Source organism: Zafaria sp. Z1313 (assembly GCF_050563205.1).
Classification (GTDB): Bacteria; Actinomycetota; Actinomycetes; order Actinomycetales; family Micrococcaceae; genus JAZDCJ01.
In genome coordinates, this window is the sequence record NZ_JBNWUK010000007.1 from 126,264 (window position 1) to 143,102 (window position 16,839).

A 16,839-nucleotide genomic window follows, 5' to 3' on the forward strand; every position below is an offset into this window, starting at 1 on the left:
GCGCTCCCGGTCCAGTGCCCCTGACCGGAGCCTAGCTGCAACCGACCGTGGGAATGCCCAGGAACGTGCCCATCTCGAGCGAGAACGTCCTGGGCGCGGCCTGCAGGCCGTTCGCTGTAGCCGTGATGGTCGCGGTGTACTCCTGGGAGTCGAACAAGGTGGCCCGGTTGATCCGCAGGGTCGCGCTGCTCGTCGTCGACGTGGTGGAAATGGTGACGGACGCCGATCCCTTGCGGACGGCCGTCACGGTGTAGGACACGGCGTCGGTCGCGGTCCACCGGACGGTGATGTCGGCGTAGCGGTCGGTGATCGGGCCCCCATCCTGCCGCGTGCACGTCACCGTCCCCGTGACGGGATTCGGAGCCCACGCGCCCGCCGTCACGCCGGCGGAGACGGCGCTGTTGAAGGACCACAGGGCCTGGGCGCCGGCCGCTCCGAGTCCTGCGGTCACGATCACGAGGTAGAGGGCCAGGGCCGCGCGCATCCCGGGCAGCCGCCGCCCCGGTCCGGCAGCAGCGGGGCTCACGGGAGGCCCCCGACGGCCGGTTGAAGCCGGGTCCACGCTCCGCGGCCGAACACCACGGCGCCGTAGCCGATCAGCCCGTAGGCCAGCAGCCGCCCGGCGAGCGTCCGGTCCTGGTTGCCGAGCCAGTTGGCGGCGAAACCGGCGTAGGGGACGGCGTAGAGCAGCGTGCCGCGGACCTGGACCTCGGCGACCGGGGCCGGATCGGGGGCGTCGTTGTTGTCCCCCTGCGTGATGAGCAGGCGTTCACCGTCCTGGGCGCTCGTGACGGAGACGATCCGGTGCGTCACGACCTCCGGCCGGCCGGATTCGAGCTGATACGTGACGACGTCGCCCGTGCCAAGCGATGCGAAGTCCGCCGGGCCGACCACGAGCAGGGTTCCCGGTGCATAGTGCGGCGCCATGGAACCGGTCAGCACGGAGTAGCTCTGGGATCCCGTGGCCAGCGGCACGATGACCAGCACGAGGGCAGCGAGGGCGGCGAGGACCAGCGCCAGGAAGCTCGCGGCTGTCGCGGCGGCACGGAGGGGCGACGGGAGTGCCGGCGTCGGTGCTGTGGTGGGCATGGCTTCCTCGTGTCCGGGCGCCTGCGGCGCGGTGTCGGGGCTCACGGGAGCTGCTCCGCCGTGAGCGGGATGATGACGGAGGCCCCCGCGCCCCCAAGGACGCGGGAGTCTCCGCCGCCAACGTGGTCGTGACGCAAAGGACGCCGGAGGCGCCCTGCGCCAGATCGATCCCCGGTCCCGGCCGGAAGGCCGAACAGCCGGCATCGGTGCCCGGCCGGACCGTGACCGTGAGCCGGCTTTGGAGCTGGCCCTGCACTTGCGGGGTCCCGGCCGTGACGCGGGCACGGAAGGCCCCGCTGCCGGCGTCCGTCGCATTCACGAGCGTGACCGCCGTCGTCCGGCTACCGCCCTTGACCAGCCCGGTGACGGGCGGCAACGTCACCGGGCTGGTCCCGGCCCCCAGGGCCGACGTCGCGCCGTCGGCGGTCCGGACGAGGACGGTGAAGTCGGCCGTCCGCACGGCCTGCGCTCCCGAGGAAGCCGTCGCGCTCCACAGGGCGAGCGTGCCCTGGACGGTGAGCAGGCCCAGCACCGTCGCCGCGCCGAGCAGGGCGGCGACCCGCAGCGTCGTCTTCATCGAAGGTCCTCGTGGTTCCCCGGAGCCGGCTGGCTACGGTGCGGCCGTCGGGGCGATCTGTTCGAGGGTGAACGTCAGCCGGCCCAGGTCCGCGTTCAGGTTCGTGCCCACGCGGCCGCTCGTGGCGGCCGGGAGCTCGACCGTCACGGACGCGGTGTAGTCGCCGGAGTCCGCAGGCAGCAGCTCGGTCTTGGCGGGCGCGTTGTCCTTGGCCAGCGTGGTGGCGCCGACGATGAGCGGCGAGCCGGACGCCAGATCGGTCGTGGTCAGCTCCGCGCGCATCTTGTCGCCGACGAGCTTGACCGTGAGCGGCTGGGTGAAGGTGAGCCGGTCGCCCGGAACCACCTTGTAGGTGCCCAGCGAGACGGGTTTGCCCGCGGCATCGGTCCAGGTTCCCTGTCCGGCCGTCAGCTCGAGGTCGCCCGCTGCGACCGTCCCGGCTGGGGCCTCGACCGCCTGGTTCCACACGGCGAGCGTTCCGCCGCCGCCGATCAGCAGCGCCACGCCGAGTCCGGTGGCCAGCGCGCCCTTGGTCATCTTGTTCATGGTGTTCTCCCCCTGAGAGTCCCGCCGGACCACTGCGGCCGGCTATATGACCACTGTCTCCGCCACGGCTCAAGGTTCGGTGCGGAGCGGACGCAAGGTTGTCCAAGGGTTCGCGCAAGATCCCCGGGGGTGTCTTGAGCGGATCTTGAACAAGTCGCCTGGTGCGGAGGGCGGCTGGCGGGCCTTTCGGGGGGCAGAGACCGCGTGGATTGCGTCGTAAGACTCCGAGGCGGCGGGAGACCTCGCCGGAGGCTTCGGCCACCGGTCCTGGAGGGGTGCATCATGGACGAGCCCCGCGGCGGGTCCGGGGTCTCGGACTAGGGCGTGTCTCCTCATGGTTCCTTGGGCGTCTTGGCATGATTGAGCGTTGAATCCGCGCTATTCCGTTCTTTCCGATGCCCAGTGGGAGTTGATCGCCCCGCTGATGCCTTCGTCCGTGGCAAGGCGGGTCGTCCGTTCAACGACCACCGCTTGACGGTCGAGGGCATCATCTACCGCTACCGGGCCGGGATCCCGTGGCGGGACCTGCCCGAGCACTTCGGATCGTGGAAGAGCGTGTGGAAGCGCCACCGCCGCTACGCCGGAGACGGCACCTGGGACGCCGTCCTGGGCGCCTTGCTGACCCGCGCGGATTCCGAAGGCCTGGTCAATTGGGAGGTGTCGGTGGACTCCACGATCAACCGTGCCCACCAGCACGGCACCAACCTCCCGCGCCACACAGGGGGACCTGTCGAATCACAAGAATCCGTTTGAGGAGCCCGCCGACCATGCCATTGGCCGCTCCCGCGGAGGGCTGAGCACCAAGATCCATGCCCTGGTCGACGGGAACAAGCGCCCCTTGGTGATCCTGCTCGGCCCCGGCCAGGGCGGGGACTCGCCGATGTTCGAGAACCTGCTGGAGGCCCTGGAAGTCGCCCGTCCCGGCCCGGGACGGGCACGCACCCGCCCGGACCGGGCCATGGCGGACAAGGCCTACTCCTCCCGTGCCATCCGCTACGACAAACTCGCCCTGACCTACCGCGCGGCCGCCGTCCTGCAGGCCACCGTCATCCGGAGTCAGGCGATCACGGCATGAGGAGACACGTCCTAGTCGGCCTGGGTGGCCTTCCGGGCGGCGCCGGTCTCGGTGCGCGCGCCCTGATCGGAGAGCGTTCCCTCGCTGTTCTCCAGGTGGGCGCGGAGGAACCACTGGAAGAGCTCGAGCTCGGCCGTCTGGCCGATCAAGAGGTCCTCGGTCACGGGATCAAGCTCGCCGACGGCTTCGATGGACTCGCGGTGACTGCCCACGACGCCGTTGTAGACCTGGTCCAAGGCGGCCAGGTGCTCCGTGGTGCCGGCCCGGTCGATCGAGTAGTCGTCCCAGTCGCGGGACGCGACGAGCGCGCCGGGGAGCCCGTTCGGGGACACGCCCAGGGTGGCCATGCGTTCGGCCAGGGCGTCGACCATCGCCCGGACCTTCTCGATCTGCGGGTCCAGCATCTCGTGGACGCCGATGAAGTCCCGGCCCACCACGTTCCAATGGGCGTGCTTGAGGGTCAGCTGCAGGTCGTTGAGCGCATGCAGCCGCAGCTGCAACGCCTCTCCGACCTGGTGCCCGTCCTTCAAGCTCAGGCCCGGGACGGTGAAACCGGCGATTCGTGCGTTCTTCGAGGCCATGACTTCTCCTTCGCTGGGGTGTTGTGCGTGGTCCGTGCCGCCTGGCGACGTCGCTTTGCCGGGCTCAACCGCTCAATTCGTCGCGGATCGCCTCGACGAACGGGTCCAGGTCGCCGGGATTGCGGGAGGTGATGAGCGTCCAGCCCTCGGCGGTGCAACGCGAGGCCTCGTCGTCCTCCCAGAGCCCGCCCGCATTGACGATGTCCGCGCGGATGGACGTGTAGGAGGTGAGCGTCTTGCCCCGCACCAGCCCGGTCTCCACCAGGAGCCACGGGCCGTGGCAGATCGAGGCCACGGGCCTTCCGGATGCGGCGAACGCCCGGGCGATGCGCTGGGCGTCCGCATCGATCCGCACGGCGTCGGCATTCAGCGTGCCGCCGGGCAGCAGGAGCAGATCGAATCCGCCCGGGTCCACCTCCTCGAGCACGGCGTCCACCGCGAAGCGCTCTCCGCGGTCCCAATCGCCGACGAGGCTCTCGACCTCGCCCGCCTCGGGCGCCGCGACGACGACGTCCGCGCCGGCCGCCCGAAGGCGCTCCAGCGGGACCTTTAGTTCATCCTGCTCCACGCCGCGGTTCGCGACCACCGCGAGGATATTCCGACCGGCCAGATCCGCCATGTGCGTGCTCCTTGTCCTGGGGATGGGTGCAACAGGGCCCACCTTGCCACCGCTGGCCGCGGCCCGCAACCGTCCGGGCGCGTCCGTGCGGGGAAACGAAGGGAGGACGACGACGGGGCCCGGCCAGCACGGCCGCGCCCCGTTCGCTTTCCTCGGCTCAGGTGTAGAGCGTGATCGGCTGGACCTCGCCCAGCAGGTAGTTCGCGCCGACCTCGATCTTCTTGTAGTCCACCGGATCGTGCAGCGAATGGGTGCGCACGTTGCGCCAGAACAGGTCCAGGCCCACTTGGTTGCTCGTGGAGCTGGATCCGGTGACCTCGTAGATCCGGTTGGCGACGTCCACGGCGGCCTCCGTGGACACGACCTTGAGCTCGGCGATCCGGATCGCGATCCGGGCCCGCTCCCGGGAGGTGAGCTCCTCGCCGCGGGCGATGGCGTCGTCGTACTCCTTGTTGACCGCTTCGGCGAGGGCGGCGACGGCGGCCAGACGCGCCTTGAACTCCCCGACGACGCGCTGGAACACGGGGTCCTGCGCGTACGTGGGGGCGTTGGAAAGGACCCACGCGTTCTTCCGGGCGAGCAGGATCTCCCGGCCGCGCGCGAGGGCGCCCTCGGCCAGGCCCAGGTAGAAGTTGCCGAACGCGAGCTGGATGCCCGGCGTGACCAGCGTGGAGAAGGGCTCGTCGCCGACCTCGCCGAGGACGTCCGCGGGGGCGACCCGGACGTCGTCGTACCGCAGCGAACCGCTTGCGGAGAGCCGCTGGCCCAGGTGGTCCCAATCGCCGAGCGGAACCAGGCCCTCGCGGCCGCGGTCCAGGACGAACGCGAGCGTCGTGCCGGCGCGCTCGCCGTCGGCGACCACCGCGTTGACGATCACGACGTCGCCCACCGAGCCGCCCGTGGAGAAGCGCTTGAGGCCCGTGAGCCGGAAGCCGTCGCCGTCCGTGGTGAGGGACAGGTCCGGGTCCACGGGGTTGACCGAGTCCCCCCACACCCACTGGTGCTCGGCCGAACGGCGCAGCCAGGACTCCTGCGTGGCGCCGGTGGAGTAGAAGACGACCGAAGCCAGGTTGATGTAGTGGTAGGCCAGCAGCTGGGCGATCGAGCCGTCGACGCCCGCGAGGATGCGCACCACGGTGAAGGCGGACTCCCAGTGGCCGCCCCCGCCGCCGAGGGCGGCCGGGATGACGACGTTGACCAGATCGTGGCGGCGCAGCACCTCGATCTCCGCGAACGGATCCTGGTTGGCCCGGTCGCGCTCGAGGGCGTCGACGGCGAGTTCCGCGGCGGCGGCGCGGGCCGCCGCGCTCCAGCGCTCGATCTCCGCGGCATCGGCCCGGCCGGTCCACGGGGAACGGGAGGTGGTCTCGTTGAGGGTCTGGGTCATGGTGGTGGCTCCTTGTGCATGCTCCGCACCCCTACAGGGAGGCGGAGACCTTCCAGATGTCGATGCCGGCGTCGGCGCTCGTGATCGCGTCGATGCGCTCCAGCTCCTCGACGGTGAACGTGCGGTTTTCGAGTGCGCCGAGGTTCTCGTCGAGCTGCCGCGTCGACGAGGCTCCCAGAAGCACCGACGTCGCGCCGCCCTCGCGGAGCAGCCACGCGATGGCGAGCTGCGCGAGCGTCTGGCCGCGAGCGGCCGCGACCTCGTTCAGGGCGCGCAGACGCTCCAGGTTCTCCGGAGTCACGTGGCCGTCGAGCGAGCTGCGTCCGCCTCCCGGCACCGCCTCCGGATCCGTGAGGTACTTGTCCGTCAGCAGGCCCTGGGCCAGCGGGGTGAAGGCGATCGAGCCGAGGCCACGCGTCCGCAGCGTTTCCAGGAGCCCGTCCTCGACCCAGCGGTTCAGGAGCGAGTAGGCGGGCTGGTGGATCACGAGCGGCGTGCCCAGGGACTGGGCGATGTCCACGGCGCGCGAGGTGCGCTCGGCGGAGTAGGAGGAGATGCCCACGTAGAGCGCCTTGCCCTGGCGGACCAGCGTGTCCAGCGCGCCGACGGTCTCCTCGAGGGGCGTGTCCTCGTCCACGCGGTGCGAATAGAAGATGTCCACGTAGTCGAGGCCGAGCCGGGACAGGGACTCCTCGGCCGAGGCCAGGATGTACTTCCGGGATCCCAGGTTCCCGTACGGTCCCGGCCACATGTCCCATCCGGCCTTGGAGGAGACGACGAGCTCGTTGCGGTAGGGCTTGAAGTCGGTGCGCATCATGCGCCCGAAGTTCTCCTCGGCGGAACCGTAGGGCGGGCCGTAGTTGTTGGCGAGGTCGAAGTGCGTGATGCCGCGGTCGAACGCGTGGCGGAGGACCTCCCGCTGGGTGTCGAAGGGGCGGTTGTCGCCGAAGTTCCACCACAGGCCCAGGCTGATCGGGGGCAGCAGCAGCCCCGAGTCGCCCACGCGGCGGTAGCCGAAGCGGTTGTAGCGGTCCTCGGCGGCCACGTACGGGCGGTGCGTCTCGGGGACGGAGGCGAAATGGACGTCGTCGGTGCTCGGCATGGGCATCCTCCCAGTGGGGCGGCTCGGTTTCATCTAACGGGAGCACGGCGCGGGAGGCGCCCGCAGGCGCGGCGTCGCGGAGCGTCATGTGGCGCGATTGTTGCGCCTGCATGACACGCCGATGGGCGATTGTGACCCCTGCGACGGGCCCTGCGTGACGAAGTGAGACGCAGCAAGTCGGCCCATGCCGCGGCCTGAAACCTGGCTCTGACCGGTGCGGCCACCGGTTCTAGAGTCGCTCCATCAGCCCATCGATGGGCCCACCCCGTTCATTCCCTGGAAGGACCCGCCATGTCCAGCAGCCGCTCTGGCCAGACGCCCCGCCGCTCCGTTCTCGCCGGGGCCGTCTTGGCCTCCGCCGCCCTCGTGCTGTCCGCCTGCGGATCGTCCCAGGCTTCGGAATCCACCCCGGAGTCCTTCGAGGGGCAGGAGCTCAGCGTCCTGCTCATCACCTCCCACGAGGGCGCCTCGAAGTGGCTCGCCGACGAGTTCCAGAAGAAGACCGGCGCCATCATCAAGCCGACGATCGTTCCCTACGACGAGATCGGATCGACCCTGGCCCTGGATCAGCAGTCCGGAGCGAACAAGTTCGACGTCGCGGCCCCTTGGTACGTCTCGATCGGCGACCTTGCCGCCGACGATTCGATCAAGGACCTGACGGACTGGATCGAGGAATCGGACCAGGACACGGCCGACTTCATTCCCGCCATCTACGATCCGTACACGCTCGTCGACGGGAAGCGCTACGGCGTCCCGTTCGACGGCGACACCCACGTCCTCTTCTACAACAAGGAGATCCTGGAGCGGAACGGCTTCGACGCGCCGCCGGCCACGTGGGACGAGTACGTGGAGCAGTCCAAGACGATCACCGAAAACGAATCCTCCGACGGCGTCTACGGTGCCGCGGTCTTCGGCCAGAAGTCCCCGCTGATCCTCGGCGCGTCCTACGCCAACCGCCTCGCCGGCTTCGGCGGCGAGTTCGTGGACGCCGAGGGGAAGCCCACCATCAACACGCCCGAGGCGGTCGCCGCCGCGGAGAACCTCGTCGAGTCGGTCAAGTACGCCTTCCCGACGGCCGCGGAGACCGACTTCGGCGTCGGCAACGGCGCCTGGTTCGATGCCAAGGTCGGCTTCATCGAGAACTGGACGGACCTCGGCGTCGGATCCGAGATCAACGACGACTCGAAGGTCGCCGGCAAGTGGGGCGTCGCCACGCTCCCGGTCGGGGGCGCGCAGACCGAGGCCCGGGCATCGCTCGTCGCGGGCTTCACCTGGGTCGTCGCCGAGAACACCGAGAAGGAGGAACTGGCCAAGGAGTTCATCAAGTGGGCGGCGTCCTCCGAAGTCAACGAGGCGCTGCTGACGGCCGAGCCCGCGACGGGGATCGACCCCAACCGCCAGTCCTCGCTCGAGAGCGCCAGCTACGGCTCGGCCTACCCGGCGCTGCAGGAGGCCAACCGCGCCACGTTGGCCGGAACCCTGGCCTGGCCGACCGGCCGCAATGCCAACCAGGCCGCGCAGATCCTGACCGACGAGCTCGCCAAGCTCCTCGCCGGGCAGGGGGGAAGTGCCCAGGAGACGATGGACCGGATCCAGTCCGAGTGGGAGCGCATCCTTGGCTAGCTCCCTCGCCGAACGGCGGGCGGGGAGGCTCTTCGTCTCGCCGACGGTCCTGACGCTGTTGGTGCTCGGGGCCTTCCCACTGCTGTTCATCCTGGCGGCGGCGTTCACCGACTCGTCGCTCGGCAAGCCCTTCAAGGAGTTCACCGGCGCCGACAACCTGGCCACGGTCCTGGGCAACGCCGACGTCGTCGCCAGCCTGTCCCGGACGGTCGGCTACGCGGTCGGCACCACGGCGGCGAGCGTGGTCCTCGGGGTCGTGGTCGCCACGGCGGTCCACCAAGCCGTCCGCAGCGGCGCCGTGGTCCGCACCCTGCTCCTGCTGCCGCTCATCGTCCCGCCCGTCGTCGTAGGCACGCTGTTCAAGCTCATCTTCAACCCGGCGGGCGGCCTCCTGGCGACCGTGCTCGGATTCGTCGGGATCCCCGCGCCGGCGCCGCTGTCGGATCCCGGCCTCGCGCTCGGCGCCGTCATGGTCGCCGACATCTGGGAGTGGACGCCGCTCGTCTTCATCCTGGTCTTCGCCGCCCTCCTCGGGCAGGACCCGTCCATCACCGAGGCGGCCCGCATGGACGGAGCGCACGGCTGGAAGCTCTTCGCGGCCGTCACGCTGCCGGCCATCGCGGGGACGATCGCGGCGGCGGCCTTCATCCGGCTCGTGCTGGCCCTGAAGGTGTTCGACCTCGTCTACATCATGACCGCCGGTGGACCGGGGCAATCCACCACCACGACGTCCTACCTCATCCACCAGGTCGCGCTCAAGGAGTTCGACATCGGCCGGGCCTCTGCCATCACGCTGCTGCTGGCCGTCGTCGTGACCCTCGTGACGCTGCCGGCCGCGGGGCTGGCCGCCCGCCTGCGACGCAAGGAGGAAGCCGCGGCATGAAGACCCTCGAACTGGACCGGGGAGCGCCCCCGGCAACCGTCGCCGGCGGCGCCGGCGGCCCGGGAACCTGCCCGGACGCCCCTGGGGCCCCGCGCCGCCGGCGCGGCCGGCCCGCGTGGGCCGTGACCGTCGTCGTCCTTGCCCTCGCCGCGACCCTGGTGCCCCTGGCGTACCTGCTCTCCGTGTCCCTCATGGGCCGCGACGAGACGGTGTCGGGGATCCTGTTCACGACCAGTCCCCGCTTCTCCAACTGGGCCGACGTCGTCGTGGGAACGGACCTTCCGCGCTCGATCGTCAACTCGGTGGTCGCAGCCCTCGGCGGCGCCGCGCTCTCGCTCGCCTTCGGCCTGCCCGGCGCATGGGCGACGGTGCGCTACCGCTCCGGCGGGCGCGGGCTCGCCGGGCTCGTGACCAGCCCGTGGCTCCTGCCCCCGATCGTCGCCGTCGTTCCCCTCTTCACCCTCCTGCGGATCCTCGGGCTCAACGACACCCTGCTGGGACTGACGCTCGTCTACGCGTTGCTCAACGTGCCGATCGCCGTCTGGCTCCTCGAAGGATTCGTCCGGAAGCTGCCGCCCGACGTCTTCGAAGCCGCCGCGCTGGACGGCGCCGGTCCCTGGCGGACCCTGGGACTCGTCGTCGTCCCCCTGATGGTCCCGGCACTCGTCGCCGTCGGAACCATCACCGCGATCCTGAACTACAACGAGTTCCTCCTGGCGACCTTCATCACCCAGAGCCCCGAGTCGCAGACCGCCCCCGTCGCCCTGTCGCTCTTCTACGGGGACAGGACCCCGCACTTCGGCAAGATCGCCGCCGCCAGCGTCATGGTGATCGTCCCGGTGTTCGCCGTGGCGACCTTCCTGCAGCGCTGGATGGTCGACGGACTGACCAGCGGCGTCGGCAAGTAGCCCCGCGCCCGAAAGGACCCCTCCCATGGCACAACGCATCGCCCTGAACGCCTTCGACATGACCACCCCGACCCACCAGAGCCCGGGGTTGTGGCGGCACCCGGAGAACCGCGCGGACACGTACAACACCCTCGAGTACTGGACGGACCTGGCCCGGACCCTCGAGCGCGGTGGCTTCGACGCCCTGTTCCTCGCCGACGTGCTGGGCCTCTACGACGTCTACCGCAACTCCTCCGCCCCCGCCCTGCTGGACGCGGACCAGGTTCCGCTGGGCGACCCGTTCATGCAGATCTCCGCCATGGCGGCGGCCACGAAGCGCCTCGGCTTCGCCGTCACGAGCGCGCTGACGTACGAGCAGCCCTACGCCCTGGCCCGGAAGTTCTCCACCCTGGACCACTTCACCCGCGGCCGGATCGGTTGGAACGTGGTTACGAGCTACCTCGAGTCGGCGGCCCGGAACCTGGGTCTGGAGCGGCAGCTGGACCACGACGCCCGCTACGACCTCGCGGACGAGTTCATGGAGGTCGTCTACAAGCTGTGGGAGGGCTCGTGGGAGGAAGGGGCCGTGGTCAAGGACCGCGAGCGGGGCGTCTACACCGAGCCCTCCAAGGTCCATCCCATCAACCACGCGGGGGAGTACTTCACCGTCCCGGGCATCCACCTCTCCGAGCCGTCGCCGCAGCGCACGCCCGCGATCTTCCAGGCCGGCGCCTCGCCGCGCGGCCGCCGCTTCGGGGCGCGGCACGCGGAGGGGATCTTCCTGAACTCCATCAAACCGGAGATCACCCGCAAGGCCACCGACGCCACCCGGGACGCGTTCGAGGAGGCCGGGCGGGCCCGCGACGCCGGGAAGTTCTACGCGCTCATCACCACGGTGGTCGCCGATTCGGACGCCGCCGCGGAGAAGCTGCACCGCGAGTACCTCTCCTATTCCTCCCGCGAGGGCGCGCTGACGTTCTACGGCGGCTGGTCGGGTCTGGATCTCTCCCGCTACGCGGGCGAGGAGGAGCTGAAGTACCTCGACACCAACGCCGCCCGCTCGGCGCTGTCCATCTTCACCACCGCCGATCCGGGGCGCTCCTGGACCCCGAACGGGATCGCGGACTACCTCGGCGTCGGCGGGATCGGCCCGGTGCTGGTGGGCTCGCCGGAGACGGTCGCGGACGAGATCGAGCGCTGGGTCGACGTCGCCGGCCTCGACGGCATCAACCTGGCCTACGCCATCACGCCGGGTTCCTTCGAGCAGTTCACGGACCTCGTGGTCCCGGAACTGCGCAAGCGCGGGCGCGTCTGGGAGGACTACGAGGGCTCGACCTTGCGCGAGTACCTCGCGGGAGCGGGCAACTCCCGCGTCGACGCCACGCACCCGGCGGCAGCCTACCGCGGCGCGTACGCCGGGCGTCCCAGCGCTGCGGACAGCGCGGCGAGCGACCGCCCGGAGGCGGTCATCTCGGGCCGGTAGGGGACGACGCCGGGGCCCGCGCCCCGGTCCCGCGCCCCGCCTTCCGTCCAGCCCCGCCTGCCGCTCCGCCCGACGGCATCACTCTCCACTCCTGCGCTGTTCTCAGAGCTGAAAACGACGCGGGAGTGGATCGTGATGTGGAACCCCGGGGGTACAGTGGGGCCCAGGCGGTCCGCGACGCGGCGGGCGCGGAAGGGGCGGCCATGTACCGGGTCGAGCAGGCGGATTCGTTCGCATCCTGGCGTAAGCTCATCTCCGCCTCCTTCGTTCCGCTCGCCGCCGAGCCGACGCTGCCGGGCCCGTTCCGCGGGCAGGTCGGCGGCCGGCAGCTCAACGAGATCGGGATGATGCGCGTCGAGGCCGGCACGCACACCGTGGTCCGCACGCCGGAGCTCATCGGGGCCGGAGGCCAGGGCCACTACAAGCTCAACGTCCAGCTCGGCGGCAACGGGCTGCTCCTGCAGGACGGCCGCGAGACCGTGCTGCGGCCCGGGGACCTCGCCATCTACGACACGCAGCGCCCCTACACGCTCACGTTCGACGACGACTTCGCGACACTCGTGCTCATGTTCCCGCAGCACCTGCTGGCCCTCTCGCCGCAGGACGTCGCGGAGCTCACCGCGGTCCGCATGGGCCGGGGGCAGCGCCTCGCCGAGGCCGTCACGCCGTTCGTCGCCCAGATCGGGCAGCTCCTGCCCACCCTCGACGGACCGATCGGCTACCGCCTGGCCATGAACGTCGTCGACCTGCTCTCGACCCTCCTCGCCGACGAGGTCTACTCGCGCCCGGACCAGGCCGCCGACGGCCACGCCCGCCTCCTGCGCCGCATCCAGCACCACATCGAGGCCAACCTGGCCGATCCCCGGCTGGACCCGCCCGGGATCGCCGCCGCCCACTTCGTCTCCACGCGCACGCTGCACCAGCTCTTCGCCGAGGCCGGGCTCACCGTGGCCGGATGGATCCGCGAGCGTCGGCTCGAACACTGCCGCCGCGACCTCGCCGATCCGCTGCACGCCGAGGTCCCCGTCGGCGCGATCGGCGCCCGCTGGGGACTGCACGACGCCGCCCACTTCAGCAAGGCCTTCCGCGCCGCCCATGGCGATTCCCCCGGCCGGTACCGGGAACGGATGCGCTCCGCCTAGGCGGGGCCCCGGCGTCGTACTCCACCCTCCCGCGCAGCCCGCGCATCCCGCGGGGAGGATCCGCGCTCCCGGACAAGGACTCCGCCGCGAGCGACAAGGCGCCCCGCTGTGAGCTGAGGCACAGTGGAGGCAGAGCCATCCCTGCTGCGAAGGAGCACGCCATGACCACCGAATCCACCACCTCGACGGGCTACCGGGAGCTGTTGTCCCGCATCGCCTCCCCTGGCGAGACGCGCCCCATCACCGATCCGGCCACGGGCGAGGAGGTGGGCCGCGCGCCGGTCCACACCGCCGCCGACCTGGACGCCGCCGTCGCCGCCGCCCGCGCCGCGCAGCCCGCCTGGGCCGCCTTGTCCCACGCCGAGCGCAGCGGGTACCTGAACCGGGCCGCCGACGCGATCGAGGCGAACGCCGAGGCGCTCGCCGAACTGCTCTCCCGCGAGCAGGGCAAGCCGCTCAACGGACCCAACGCCCGCTTCGAGGTCGGCGCGTGCTCCGCCTGGCTGCGCGCCACGGCGTCGTTCGAGCTGGAGCCGGAGGTCGTTGTCGACGACGGCGAGACGCACGCGGAGGTGCACTACCGCCCGCTCGGCGTGGTCGGCGCGATCGGCCCCTGGAACTGGCCCATGATGATCTCGATCTGGCAGATCGCCCCGTCGCTGCGCATGGGCAACACCGTGGTGCTCAAGCCCAGCGAGTACACGCCCCTGTCCGTCCTGGCGCTCGGCGACGTGCTGAACACCGTCCTGCCGGAGGGACTGCTGCACGTGGTCTCCGGCGGGCGGGACGTCGGGGAGGCGCTGTCCGGCCATGCGGGCATCGACAAGATCATGTTCACGGGTTCCACCGCCACGGGCAAGGCGATCATCCGTTCTTCCGCGGACACCGTGAAGCGCCTGACCCTGGAGCTGGGCGGGAACGACGCCGGGATCGTCCTCGAGGACGCGGACCCGCAGGCGATCGCCGAGGGCCTGTTCTGGGGGGCGTTCATCAACACGGGCCAGACGTGCGCCGCGCTCAAGCGCCTCTACGTCCCGGACTCCCTCTACGAGCAGGTCTGCGAGGCCCTGACCGCGGTCGCCGCACAGATGCCCATGGGCCACGGGCTCGACGAGAACAACGTGCTGGGCCCGCTGCAGAACCGGGCGCAGTTCGACGTCGTCGCCCGGCTCGTCGGGGCCGCGAAGGCCTCCGGGGCGCGGGTGCTCACGGGAGGCGATCCGGATCCGGACGCGCCGGGCCACTTCTATCCGACCACGCTCGTCGCGGACATCGACAACGACAACCCGCTCGTCGCGGAGGAGCAGTTCGGCCCGGCGCTGCCGATCATCCGCTACACGGACCTGGACCAGGCCGTGGAGATGGCCAACGGGCTCGACGTCGGCCTCGGCGCCTCCGTCTGGTCCTCCGACGCGGCGCGGGCGCGCGAGGTCGCCGCGCGGCTCGAGGCCGGCACCGTGTGGATCAACAAGCACGGCGCGGTCGATCCGCGCGTCCCCTTCGGCGGGGCCAAGCAGTCCGGCTACGGGCTCGAGTTCGGCGTCGCGGGCCTCAAGGGCCTCGGCACCCCGCAGGTCATCGCGGGCTAGGGAACGCGCCGTGGAACACCAGGAATTCGACTACATCGTCGTCGGCGCCGGATCGGCCGGGAACGTGATCGCCCGCCGCCTGCTCGACGCCGGCAAGTCCGTCGCCGTCCTCGAGGCCGGGGAGCAGGACACCAACCCTGACATCGTCAACCTCTGCACCCTCGGCGCCTTGTGGCACAGCGAGCAGGACTGGGACTACTACACGACCGAGCAGCCCGGGGCGTCCGGCCGCCGGATCCACGTGCCGCGTGGCAAGGTCATGGGCGGCTCCCATGCCCTCAACGCGACGATCTGGGTCCGCGGGGCGCGCCAGGACTACGACGCCTGGTCCTATCTGGGCTGCCCCGGCTGGGGCTGGGAGGACGTGCTGCCGTACTTCGAGAAGATCGAGGCGTACGACGGCGATGCCGCGCCGGGGCGCGGTACGGACGGTCCGCTGGACGTCACCACGCGCTACGAGCGCAACCCCATCCAGGAGGCGATGCTGGACGGCGCGGTCGAGGCCGGGCACCGGCTCAACGAGGACTACAACTCCGGGGACCCGGAGGGCGTCTCCCGCATGCAGCTGAACCTGCGGGACGGAAACCGCTTCAACACGTGGCACGCCTACCTGCGGCCCGTCGCCGACCACGAGCGTCTCACCCTCCTGACGGGCGCCCGCGTGCACCGGCTCGTCGTGGAGGACGGCACGGTGTCCGGGGTCGAAGTGCGGATCGACGGCGGGACGCGCGTGCTGCGGGCGGGGGAGACCATCCTCGCGGCGGGGGCCATCAATTCCCCGGAGGTGCTGTTGCGCTCTGGGATCGGTCCCGCGGCGGAACTGGAGGCGGCCGGCGTCGTCCCCGTCCACGAGCTTCCGGGGGTGGGCAAGAACCTGCAGGACCACTTGCTCTCGCCCGTCATCTTCACCACGGACCGGCCCGTCCCCGCGCCGACCGTCGCCCCGGCCGAGGTGCACCTCTTCGCCAAGAGCAGCCCGGACCTCGACGTCCCGGACACGCAGCCGATCTTCTTCTCGGTGCCGATGTATTCGCAGGGCTACGCGGGAGGGGAGATGTCCGGCGCGGACGGCGGGTTCTCCATGCTCGGGGGCCTCGTGCGCCCGCAGAGCCGCGGCGAGATCACGCTGACCGGTCCGGAGCTGGAGGACCCCATCGCGATCGACCTCGCGGCGCTGGCCGAGCAGGCCGACGTCGACGCGCTCGTGGCCTCGGTGCGGCACTGCCGCGAGATCGGGCGGACCGAGGCGCTCGCCGCGTGGGGCGCGCGGGAGGTCCACCCGGGGCCGGAGGTCTCCGACGACGATCTGGAGCGGTACGTGCGGGACTCCGTGGTCACCTACCACCACCAGGTCGGTACCTGCCGGATGGGCCTGGACTCCGGGGCGGTCGTGGATCCACGCACGCTCAAGGTCCGCGGGCTCGAGGGCGTGCGGGTGGCGGACGCGTCCGTCATGCCGCTCGTGCCGACGGGGAACACCAACGCGCCGTCGGTCATGATCGGCGAGCGCCTGGCGGCCCTCCTCGTCGACGCCTAGGACAACACAACGCTCTCCACGCATCTGTCGTTTTCACAGGTGAGAACGACGATTGCGTGGAGAGCGTTGATGTTCCGGGGGCCTGTTGTCGCGGGGCCCGGGGCCGGGGTAGGAGCCGGGGAGCTAGTTGGCGGCGGGCTTCACGAAGGCGGAGTCGATGCTGATGGTCACCTTGTCGCCGACCAGGACGCCGCCGGCCTCGAGGGCCGCGTTCCACGTGATGCCGAAGGCCTTGCGGGAGATCTGCGCGGTGGCGGAGAAGCCGGCGCGGGTGGCGCCGAACGGATCGACGGCGACGCCGCCGAACTCGACGTCGAAGGTCACCGGGAGGGTGGTCTCCTTGATGGTCAGCTCGCCCGTGAGCTGGAACTCCTCGGGCGTGCCGGCGACGGAGCGGGAGACGAAGGTCATCTCCGGGAACTGCTCGACGTTGAAGAAGTCCTCGCCCTTGACGTGCGCGTCGCGGTTGTCGTCGTTGGAATCGAAGGAGGCGGTCTTGACGACGGCCTTCACGGCGGAGGCGTCGAGGGACCCGCCGACCGTCAGGGTGGCGTCGGCCTCGGTGAACTGGCCGCGGACCTTGCTGATGCCGGCGTGGCGGACGCTGAAGCCGACCACGGTGTGCGCGGTGTCGAGGGTCCAGGTGCCGGGGGTGAAGTCGATGGTCATGTGATCTCCTTGTCGGGGGACGGCCCGTGGGCCGGGATGGTTATTTCCAT

General features: G+C 70.9%; 15 protein-coding genes and 1 pseudogene. 8 read left to right on the forward strand and 8 right to left on the reverse strand.

Annotated elements, in window-relative coordinates:
- Positions 1-31 precede the first annotated feature (31 nt).
- The 3 genes from ACQ3I4_RS09260 to ACQ3I4_RS09270 all read right to left on the reverse strand — a co-directional run bounded on the left by ACQ3I4_RS09260 (position 32) and on the right by ACQ3I4_RS09270 (position 2,212).
- Positions 32-526, reverse strand: a complete 495-nt coding sequence (locus ACQ3I4_RS09260; RefSeq protein WP_430633417.1) for a hypothetical protein — start codon at positions 524-526, stop codon at positions 32-34.
- Positions 523-1,089, reverse strand: coding sequence for a signal peptidase I (locus ACQ3I4_RS09265; protein WP_430633418.1), 567 nt, complete (start codon positions 1,087-1,089; stop codon positions 523-525). The genes ACQ3I4_RS09260 and ACQ3I4_RS09265 overlap by 4 nt, the downstream gene beginning before the upstream one ends.
- Positions 1,090-1,699: 610 nt before the next feature.
- Positions 1,700-2,212 (reverse strand): alternate-type signal peptide domain-containing protein, encoded by a 513-nt coding sequence (locus ACQ3I4_RS09270; RefSeq protein WP_430633419.1) that lies wholly within the window; start codon positions 2,210-2,212, stop codon positions 1,700-1,702.
- Positions 2,213-2,636: 424 nt separating this feature from the next.
- Between ACQ3I4_RS09270 and ACQ3I4_RS09275 the strand changes: the two are divergent.
- Positions 2,637-3,206, forward strand: a pseudogene (locus ACQ3I4_RS09275) (IS5 family transposase); the annotation flags it as partial.
- 92 nt (positions 3,207-3,298) lie between these two features.
- On the opposite strand, the gene ACQ3I4_RS09280 reads toward ACQ3I4_RS09275, so the two are convergent.
- The 4 genes from ACQ3I4_RS09280 to ACQ3I4_RS09295 form a co-directional block, all read right to left on the reverse strand.
- On the reverse strand, positions 3,299-3,868 hold the full coding sequence (locus ACQ3I4_RS09280; RefSeq protein WP_430633420.1) for a Dps family protein: 570 nt from the start codon (positions 3,866-3,868) through the stop codon (positions 3,299-3,301).
- 64 nt (positions 3,869-3,932) lie between these two features.
- A complete protein-coding gene (locus ACQ3I4_RS09285) occupies positions 3,933-4,487 on the reverse strand; it encodes a DJ-1/PfpI/YhbO family deglycase/protease (protein WP_329862522.1) in 555 nt (184 codons plus the stop codon).
- A gap of 157 nt (positions 4,488-4,644) precedes the next feature.
- A complete protein-coding gene (locus tag ACQ3I4_RS09290) occupies positions 4,645-5,874 on the reverse strand; it encodes an acyl-CoA dehydrogenase family protein (protein WP_430633421.1) in 1,230 nt (409 codons plus the stop codon).
- Between the two features lie 31 nt (positions 5,875-5,905).
- On the reverse strand, positions 5,906-6,976 hold the full coding sequence (locus tag ACQ3I4_RS09295; protein ID WP_430633422.1) for an aldo/keto reductase: 1,071 nt from the start codon (positions 6,974-6,976) through the stop codon (positions 5,906-5,908).
- A gap of 291 nt (positions 6,977-7,267) precedes the next feature.
- Here ACQ3I4_RS09295 and ACQ3I4_RS09300 point away from each other — a divergent pair, with 291 nt between their 5' ends.
- The 7 genes from ACQ3I4_RS09300 to ACQ3I4_RS09330 all read left to right on the forward strand — a co-directional run bounded on the left by ACQ3I4_RS09300 (position 7,268) and on the right by ACQ3I4_RS09330 (position 16,120).
- Positions 7,268-8,599, forward strand: coding sequence for an ABC transporter substrate-binding protein (locus ACQ3I4_RS09300; RefSeq protein WP_430633423.1), 1,332 nt, complete (start codon positions 7,268-7,270; stop codon positions 8,597-8,599).
- Positions 8,592-9,482 carry a carbohydrate ABC transporter permease gene (locus ACQ3I4_RS09305; RefSeq protein WP_430633424.1) on the forward strand — a complete coding sequence of 297 codons (891 nt, stop codon included), beginning with the start codon at positions 8,592-8,594 and terminating at the stop codon, positions 9,480-9,482. The genes ACQ3I4_RS09300 and ACQ3I4_RS09305 overlap by 8 nt, the downstream gene beginning before the upstream one ends.
- Positions 9,479-10,390 carry a carbohydrate ABC transporter permease gene (locus ACQ3I4_RS09310; protein WP_430633425.1) on the forward strand — a complete coding sequence of 304 codons (912 nt, stop codon included), beginning with the start codon at positions 9,479-9,481 and terminating at the stop codon, positions 10,388-10,390. The genes ACQ3I4_RS09305 and ACQ3I4_RS09310 overlap by 4 nt, the downstream gene beginning before the upstream one ends.
- 25 nt (positions 10,391-10,415) lie before the next feature.
- The gene (locus tag ACQ3I4_RS09315; protein WP_329862510.1) at positions 10,416-11,852 is read left to right on the forward strand and encodes an LLM class flavin-dependent oxidoreductase; all 1,437 of its coding nucleotides are present in this window, start codon (positions 10,416-10,418) and stop codon (positions 11,850-11,852) included.
- A gap of 203 nt (positions 11,853-12,055) precedes the next feature.
- Complete coding sequence (locus tag ACQ3I4_RS09320) at positions 12,056-12,994, forward strand: helix-turn-helix domain-containing protein (RefSeq protein ID WP_430633426.1); 939 nt, start codon at positions 12,056-12,058, stop codon at positions 12,992-12,994.
- Positions 12,995-13,155: 161 nt separating this feature from the next.
- Positions 13,156-14,583 carry an aldehyde dehydrogenase family protein gene (locus ACQ3I4_RS09325; RefSeq protein ID WP_430633427.1) on the forward strand — a complete coding sequence of 476 codons (1,428 nt, stop codon included), beginning with the start codon at positions 13,156-13,158 and terminating at the stop codon, positions 14,581-14,583.
- Positions 14,584-14,593: 10 nt separating this feature from the next.
- The gene (locus tag ACQ3I4_RS09330) at positions 14,594-16,120 is read left to right on the forward strand and encodes a GMC family oxidoreductase (protein WP_430633428.1); all 1,527 of its coding nucleotides are present in this window, start codon (positions 14,594-14,596) and stop codon (positions 16,118-16,120) included.
- Between the two features lie 123 nt (positions 16,121-16,243).
- On the opposite strand, the gene ACQ3I4_RS09335 is transcribed toward ACQ3I4_RS09330, so the two are convergent.
- Positions 16,244-16,789 (reverse strand): YceI family protein, encoded by a 546-nt coding sequence (locus ACQ3I4_RS09335; protein WP_430633429.1) that lies wholly within the window; start codon positions 16,787-16,789, stop codon positions 16,244-16,246.
- Positions 16,790-16,839: the final 50 nt, after the last annotated feature.

Excerpts from the sequence above, each read along its gene's own strand:
- ACQ3I4_RS09320 (WP_430633426.1), top strand. The coding sequence starts at position 12,056 with ATGTACCGGGTCGAGCAGGCGGATTCGTTCGCATCCTGGCGTAAGCTC.
- ACQ3I4_RS09290 (WP_430633421.1), bottom strand. The coding sequence starts at position 5,874 with ATGACCCAGACCCTCAACGAGACCACCTCCCGTTCCCCGTGGACCGGC.
- ACQ3I4_RS09300 (WP_430633423.1), top strand. The coding sequence starts at position 7,268 with ATGTCCAGCAGCCGCTCTGGCCAGACGCCCCGCCGCTCCGTTCTCGCC.
- ACQ3I4_RS09280 (WP_430633420.1), bottom strand. The coding sequence starts at position 3,868 with ATGGCCTCGAAGAACGCACGAATCGCCGGTTTCACCGTCCCGGGCCTG.
- ACQ3I4_RS09270 (WP_430633419.1), bottom strand. The coding sequence starts at position 2,212 with ATGAACAAGATGACCAAGGGCGCGCTGGCCACCGGACTCGGCGTGGCG.
- ACQ3I4_RS09295 (WP_430633422.1), bottom strand. The coding sequence starts at position 6,976 with ATGCCGAGCACCGACGACGTCCATTTCGCCTCCGTCCCCGAGACGCAC.
- ACQ3I4_RS09315 (WP_329862510.1), top strand. The coding sequence starts at position 10,416 with ATGGCACAACGCATCGCCCTGAACGCCTTCGACATGACCACCCCGACC.
- ACQ3I4_RS09325 (WP_430633427.1), top strand. The coding sequence starts at position 13,156 with ATGACCACCGAATCCACCACCTCGACGGGCTACCGGGAGCTGTTGTCC.
- ACQ3I4_RS09335 (WP_430633429.1), bottom strand. The coding sequence starts at position 16,789 with ATGACCATCGACTTCACCCCCGGCACCTGGACCCTCGACACCGCGCAC.
- ACQ3I4_RS09310 (WP_430633425.1), top strand. The coding sequence starts at position 9,479 with ATGAAGACCCTCGAACTGGACCGGGGAGCGCCCCCGGCAACCGTCGCC.
- ACQ3I4_RS09285 (WP_329862522.1), bottom strand. The coding sequence starts at position 4,487 with ATGGCGGATCTGGCCGGTCGGAATATCCTCGCGGTGGTCGCGAACCGC.
- ACQ3I4_RS09265 (WP_430633418.1), bottom strand. The coding sequence starts at position 1,089 with ATGCCCACCACAGCACCGACGCCGGCACTCCCGTCGCCCCTCCGTGCC.